This window comes from Roseivivax sp. GX 12232 (assembly GCF_021272185.1).
Lineage (GTDB): Bacteria > Pseudomonadota > Alphaproteobacteria > Rhodobacterales > Rhodobacteraceae > Roseivivax.
The window spans coordinates 208,939-215,726 of record NZ_JAJSEC010000008.1; the positions used below are offsets into that span (position 1 = coordinate 208,939).

A 6,788-nucleotide genomic window follows, 5' to 3' on the forward strand; every position below is an offset into this window, starting at 1 on the left:
GACCCCGCCTGTGCCCCCGCTGCGGCGACGGCCATGATCTACACCCGGTTCGCCACCGTTCTGCAGACCGGCGGAGCGGCTGCCGCCGCACAGCTTATGGTGCTGGTGACGCTGCCCATCGCCGCGAGGCTTTTCGACGAAACGGCTTTTGGCGTGCTGGGGCTGATGGTAACGATGTCCAACATCCTCACGGTGGTCATGCATCTTGGATATGTGGACGCAGTGATCGCGGCAAACACAGATGAAAACGCCGATGACATTGTGCGCCTGGTTCTGGGCATCATCATGCTCACTTTCGTTCCTCTTGCTGCGTTGATTTATGTGGTTATCATTAATGACCTGCTGGGCTACGGTGAGATGCCCTACTGGACGATCGGCCCAATCCTCATTCAATCCGCGGCCATTGCAGCGGGCTTCACTTTTCAGCAGCGGATCATACGCGACCAACGATACCGCGTCCTGGCAGGATCGCATCTTGCGCTTGGAGGAGGACGCTCGATAGGACAAATTGCGGGCGGCGTGCTGCTACCCACGACGTTGGGACTGGTGATGGCGGAAATGTTCAGCCGCTGCGCGATGGCGGGGTTCGTAATTTCTCGATGTTCCCGGTCTCTGTGGTGCCTGTGGCCACGACGTGGACCTATTCTGCGCATGGCCGTGGATTTCCGGTCCTACGCGGCTATGCGCGCCGCCGGCACCTTCCTTAACATGCTTAATGTTTCGTTGCCGACGCTGATCGTCGCGCAGAACTTTTCGCTGCTCGAAGTCGGGTTCATCAGCTTCACGTTGGCGATCATCTATGCACCAATCGGCCTAATCCAGAAAGCCCTAGGCGATATCTTCACCGGTACCTATCGGGCGCTTTTGGAGATCAAAGTGGTTCAGGCCCGACGGTTATTCTGGCAAGCGCTAGGGCTATTATCTGTGCTCGGAATCTTCGCGGGGGGCGTTCTGCATTTCTTCAGTGAACCACTGTTTAACTTGATCTTTGGGGATAAATGGGCAGTTGCCGGGCTAACAGCCCAACGGTTCGCTCCACTCATTGCAGCGATGACGGTAGTCTTGCCTCTGTCAACCAGCCTCAACATACTGCGACGGGCCGACGTTAGCCTGTTTTTTAATGGCGCACGTTTACTTCTATTGATCGGGGCCTTGGTCCTGGTCGAGCAGCTTGGATTGAATTACTTGCAAACCGTATCCACCATCGTGATCCCGGCCGCAATTGCCTATTTGGCGTACGGCGTGACTGTCATTGTGATCAATGAGAAATTTTACCGGGCCCCGCCCCTAAGATGACTAAATCTCCCGACAAAATTAAGCTATGGCTCTTTGTGACTGTCGCCTATTGGATATTGGCTCTCAGCTACAATCAGCTGATCATGAACTCAGTATTCAGCCTCACATTGCGTTTGCCTCAAATCGATCTGATGTCAATTCTGCCCGACATCGCACTGGGCTATCTTTACGCGTTAATACCTCTGCTTTGGATCTCGCGAAGCGACCGTCCATCAAAATCCATTTATATCTTTCTGTACTTTTCGAACCTCATTCCAATCAGCTTTTTTCTCGTAGCAGACCACGAAATGTCGATCCTTGTCCGGCATTTCCGCGCACTATTTTGCGTACTCTGCTTCTTCATTATCTACTTTGCCTATTTGGTGCCCACGACAAGCATTAAGCCTCTAAGATACCAGTCGCAGATAGGTTGGGGCATCATTTGGGTGCTAGTCATCTTCGGGCCGACCTACTTGGTGCTGACCAACCCGACCGCCTTCGCCAATGTCTCGTTTTTCGATGTCTATGAAAAAAGGCTCGAACTGCGCGACGCGGTCAACGATGGCAGTTTCAGCAGGATCAATGTCTACGCCACCAACTGGATGGGCGTGGCGCTCGCACCATTCCTAGCCGTTTACGGCTTTCAGACACGCAGACCGGTCTATATTGGCATGGCTGTAATGATAGCCTTCGTGGCCTTTGCTGTCTCCACCCATAAAACGGTCTTCTTCACGACGATCATCGTTTTGCTGTTCGCCGCTTCAACCCGATATGCGCAGCGCCTCCGCCTATCGATCGACGGTATCGCGCTGAACTTGGCCTTCGTGATCGTCATCGGGTTCATCACGATTCCGTATTTCGTCGACATCTTGCTTGGGGCGGGACCAGTCACCAGCTGGCTAACGCATTTTAGGATATTCCAAAACAACGGATACCTGACGTCCGTCTACATGGAATTCTTCGGTGCGCAGCCAATACTATTGTATGCTGACAGCTTTCTGTCCGGAATTATTCAGTCGGATTTCGACCTGTCTTATTCCCGGCGTGTCGGTGACTATATTACGCAATACGAAGCGCGCAATAATGCCAACGCAAACTTTTTGGCGGATGGCTATGTCAATCTGGGCTATCTCGGAATGATCTTCTCGTCATTACAAATGGCCTTGGTACTGTGGCTGATCGACTCCCTGGCGCGCGGTCGTGACATGACTCTCGTCGCCTTCACGGTGTTGCCTGCGGGGCTGGTCTTTTCGAATGTTCCGGTCCACACCGGGCTGATCAGCAACGGCATCGCGATCAGCATGATGCTAATCACCCTGCTGCCAAAGAAAACACCTACTCCACGTTTGTCGCAAAACCCTTTACCCGGAGCACCGTATACTGCATGACCAAGGTTCTTTTCCTGTCCTCCGCCCATCCAAAATTCGACAAACGCGTCTTCCAGAAGGAAGCAGTCTGGCTCGCTGCTGAAGGCTATGAAGTGATCCACCTGTGTCCCGACGATAATGCGGAGGAACTGGACAAGGACGGCGTGCACATATCGACTTACACGCGGCGCCCCGGGCTTATCGGTCGATTTCGCAATTTTCCCAAGCTGTTTTTTACCGCACGCCGTCTGCGACCCGACATCATCCACGCCAACGAACTTGATTCCTGGATCGTCGCGCTAGCGCTCAAGCTGGTGTCGAACACGCGGGTGGTGTTTGACGTGCACGAGTTCTACCCGTCCATGTTCGCCGAAACCCGCATGCCACGGGTCCTTTCGCCACTGACCATCGGCAGCCTGCGCATGCTCTACCGTCTGCTCGCGCCGCGCACCGACCTGATCGTGGTTGCCAACCGCCATATCCGTCGGGACTTTCCAAACCTTCCAGACAGGATCATTTCCGCCGAGAACTTCGCCGTTCTGGACGTCGCCGCTCGCATGGACCGCATGTCCGCCGACCAAAACGCGGACCAGCAAACCGAAAGGGAGGGCTGCACGGGCGCTCCCTTCCGGATCATCCACGTAGGTCTGATGGCCGAAGAACGCGGCAGCAATGTTATCTTGGCCTGTGCACGCGACTACCTAGATGCCAGTACGCCCTTCACCCTTGTCGGCACAATTACGAACATGTCCAATACAGCGTTTCGCGACATGATCGTGGATGAAGGGCTAGACGACCGACTCGAAGTGATAGACTGGTTGCCCTACGAGGAACTGACCTGCAAACTCACCTCTTCGCACTTAGGCATCGTTTTCTTCCAATCCGGCTCTGAGACAAATGCCTACGGGTTGCCGCATAAACTGTTCGACTACATGGCCGCGGGACTGCCGGTGCTGGTGTCGAAATATGCCCGCTATGTATCCGAAATCGTAACCGAAGCGCAGTGCGGGATCATCATCGACTCCGAGGACCCAGCTGCCGTTGCGCGCGAAATTCGGGCACTGGCAGCCGATCCGGCGCGCACCCGCCAACTTGGCCAAAACGGACGGAAAGCGTTGCAAAAAAAATTCAACTGGGACTCAGAGTTCTCCAAACTATCAGAGGGCTATAAAAGGCTGTGCTAGTCCGGTCTTTTGCTTTTCGACATCATGCGTATAATTTTGCTTTCACAATGGTTTGACCCAGAGCCAGGTGCGACGAAGGGGCTGCCGCTTGCCAAATGGTTGCAGGCACGTGGTCACGACGTAAAGGTTTTGACTGGCTTTCCCAATTATCCCGGCGGCAAGGTCTATGACGGGTACAAGATCCGTCCATGGCAGCGCCAGACCATGGACGGGGTGCCGGTCCTGCGGGTTCCGCTTTATCCCAGCCATGATAATTCAGCTCGGGGGCGAATCCTCAACTTTACCTCTTTCGCGGCCAGCGCCGCGACAATCGGCACAGCCGGAATTGGCGACGCGGACGTCGGCTATGTCTATCATCCACCGCCTACGATCGGCCTGGCGGCGATGTCGCTAAAACTTTTCCGGCGGGTCCCGTTTGTCTATCACATCGCCGACATGTGGCCGGAAACAGTGATGGAATCGGGCATGGTAGGGCCGGGCCGGACCCGCGACCTTTTGGAACGCGCGATTCACGCCTGGTGCAACGTGGCCTATCGCCATGCCGCCGCGATCACCGTGCTGTCGCCGGGGTTCAAGGATATGCTGGTTGCGCGCGGCGTGCCCGCGGAAAAGGTGCACGTGATATACAACTGGACCGACGAAAAGGCGTTCAATCCCACCAAACCGAACCCCGAAATGGCGCGCGAGTTGGGTCTCGCGGGGCGGTTCAACGTGGTCTATGCTGGAAACCTGGGCCCGATGCAGGGGCTGGAGACGGTGGTCCGCGCCGCCGCCCTGCTGCGCGACAGGCCTGAGATCCAAATTGTCCTCGCCGGCACCGGCCACGAGGAGGACAGGCTGAAGGCGCTGAAAAGGGAGTTGGGGGCCGAGAACGTGCTTTTCCTAGGGCGGCGCCAGTACTGGGAGATGGCGGGGATCAACGCGCTGTCTGACGTGCTGCTGGTACATCTGCGCGATCTGCCGTTCTTTGCGGCGACGATCCCGGGCAAGACGCAGGTGGCGCTAGCTTCCGGGCGGCCGACACTAATGGCAGTGGCCGGGGACGCCGCTGCACTAATTGAACAGGCAGGCGCCGGGTTAGGCTGTCCGCCCGAGAACCCAGAGGCGATGGCCGCTGCGATCCGCAAGCTGTATGCATTGCCTGCCGAAGACCGGATCCGGATGGGCCGGACCGGTGCCGACTTCTACCAACGCGAGATCTCTCTCGAGGTCGGCGGCCAACGGACCGAGGCGCTGCTCGATAGCGTACGATGGAAATAGTTAACCTGCTTCTGATCTGCCCCAACCGCGTGGTCGACGTTAATTGCTAGTGCATCGCAGGCCGCCGGTCGGCGGCCACGACGCTCTCCGGGACTGGTGGCCTGTAGCCCAGGGCGCTGTGAGGTCGGGTTGCGTTGTAGTGACGGCGCCATCGCTCGATGAGGATCTGAGCCTCGCGGAACGAGTGGAAGACCTCCCTTTCAAGCAGCTCGTTGCGGAGCCGGGCGTTGAAACTCTCGCAGTAGCCGTTCTCCCGCGGGAAGCCGGGTTCGATGTAAGCAGTCTTCGCCCCCACTGCCTCGCTCCACTCCCGTACCTTGAGCGCGACAAACTCGGGGCCATCGTCGGACCGAATGAACTTGGGCGGCCCGCGCAGGATGAACAGGTCAGTCAGGGCATCGACCACGTCGGTTGAGTTGAGCTTCCTGTCGATGCGGATCATCAGCGCCTCGTTCGTGAACTCATCGATGATATTTAGGATGCGGTAGGCGCGACCGTCATGCGTGCGGTTCTGGACGAAGCCGTAGGACCAGACATGGTTGGGACGCTCGGGCCGCAGGCAAACGCAGGACCCGTCGTTGAGCCAGAGACGGCCTCGCTTCTTCTGTTTCTGCGGGACCTTCAGCCCCCAGTGTCGCCAAATGCGCTCGACCCGCTTGCGTTTCACCTGCCAGCCAGCCTGGTTCAGCAGCGCCGTGATAGGGCGATATCCGTAGCGGCCATACTGTCGCACCAGCTCGATGATATCCGCCGTCAGCTGCGCTTCGTCCGCCCGCCCCTGCGGCACCTTCCAGCTCGGGTGGAGCGATGCTGTCCGAGCGTGCGGGCTAAGCGCGGCGCTCGCTCGCCATCGTCCTCGGACCAATGTCGGACAAAGGCTCGCCGCCAAGCGTCTGCCGCAAGTGGTCGATGCACTTACGTCGGCGCGAGGGGCCTAGGGGCTCCGCCCGTTCGGACCTGAAACGGTCCCCCGGACCTTTTCCGAGACGGCCCTCACTCCCCGCACCGCTTCGCTCAGGATCATCTTGTCGAGGGTCAGGTCGGAGACAGCACGCCGGCGCCGCTGGTTCTCCGCCTCAAGCTCCTTGAGCCGCTTCAGCTAATCACGGCTCATGCCGCCATACTGCCTGCGCCAACGGTAGTAGCCCTGCTGCTTGATGCCGACCTGGCGCGCCGCATCGCCTACCGACAGACCTTGGCCTTGCAGCACCTCGACCTGGCGCAGCTTCAAGACGATGTCTTCGGGCTTTTCTCGCTTCCCAGCCATTCTCTGGTCCTCTCAAAGGTGGGATCTTTCTATCCCAGTGAGCGGACCACTCCAGTGGGGGCACTCCAAGCCATCGGCTAGAATGATAGCGTCGTGTCAAGAAATGTGAGGTGTTCGACGTCGAAGATGCGGTCGTCTTCGAAGGTTGTGAGGTTTACGATTCGCTTTCCGCCGCCGAAATCCGTCACGGAATAGTCGGACCGCGGTCCGTCTAAGAGCGCGCGGTCGATTCCAGCTCCGCCATGGATAGTGTCGTCTCCGGCAAGGCCTTGGAGGAAATCATTGCCACTCCCGCCCTCGATCACGTTGTTGCCAGCGTCGCCGAAGAGGAAGTCGTCGTGGTCCGAGCCGATCAGGTTCTCAAACTCCAGCAGCAGATCGCCTGCCGCGTCCCCACCATGCGCGTAACCCGCGATGTTCAATCGGACGTCGACC

5 protein-coding genes and 1 pseudogene are annotated in these 6,788 nt (G+C 57.9%); 4 read left to right on the forward strand and 2 right to left on the reverse strand.

The window, feature by feature from the left end:
• Nucleotides 1–33 precede the first annotated feature (33 nt).
• The 4 genes from LR948_RS14535 to LR948_RS14550 all read left to right on the forward strand — a co-directional run bounded on the left by LR948_RS14535 (nucleotide 34) and on the right by LR948_RS14550 (nucleotide 5,086).
• Nucleotides 34–1,296 (forward strand): lipopolysaccharide biosynthesis protein, encoded by a 1,263-nt coding sequence (locus tag LR948_RS14535; RefSeq protein ID WP_232754799.1) that lies wholly within the window; start codon nucleotides 34–36, stop codon nucleotides 1,294–1,296.
• Nucleotides 1,297–1,379: 83 nt separating this feature from the next.
• Nucleotides 1,380–2,663, forward strand: coding sequence for a hypothetical protein (locus LR948_RS14540; protein WP_232754800.1), 1,284 nt, complete (start codon nucleotides 1,380–1,382; stop codon nucleotides 2,661–2,663).
• Nucleotides 2,660–3,826 (forward strand): glycosyltransferase family 4 protein, encoded by a 1,167-nt coding sequence (locus tag LR948_RS14545; RefSeq protein WP_232754801.1) that lies wholly within the window; start codon nucleotides 2,660–2,662, stop codon nucleotides 3,824–3,826. Before LR948_RS14540 ends, LR948_RS14545 begins: the two co-directional genes overlap by 4 nt.
• 9 nt (nucleotides 3,827–3,835) lie before the next feature.
• Entirely contained in the window at nucleotides 3,836–5,086 is a 1,251-nt protein-coding gene (locus tag LR948_RS14550) for a glycosyltransferase family 4 protein (RefSeq protein ID WP_232754802.1), read from the forward strand.
• 46 nt (nucleotides 5,087–5,132) lie between these two features.
• Here LR948_RS14550 and LR948_RS14555 read toward each other — a convergent pair.
• Both LR948_RS14555 and LR948_RS14560 read right to left on the reverse strand, forming a co-directional pair.
• Nucleotides 5,133–6,353 (reverse strand): annotated as a pseudogene (locus tag LR948_RS14555) (IS3 family transposase).
• A gap of 77 nt (nucleotides 6,354–6,430) precedes the next feature.
• The coding region (locus LR948_RS14560; RefSeq protein ID WP_232754803.1) for a calcium-binding protein at nucleotides 6,431–6,788 on the reverse strand (358 nt) is incomplete at its 5' end.

Coding starts and splice junctions, on each gene's coding strand:
- LR948_RS14535 (WP_232754799.1), top strand. CDS start 34: ATGATCTACACCCGGTTCGCCACCGTTCTGCAGACCGGCGGAGCGGCT.
- LR948_RS14540 (WP_232754800.1), top strand. CDS start 1,380: ATGAACTCAGTATTCAGCCTCACATTGCGTTTGCCTCAAATCGATCTG.
- LR948_RS14545 (WP_232754801.1), top strand. CDS start 2,660: ATGACCAAGGTTCTTTTCCTGTCCTCCGCCCATCCAAAATTCGACAAA.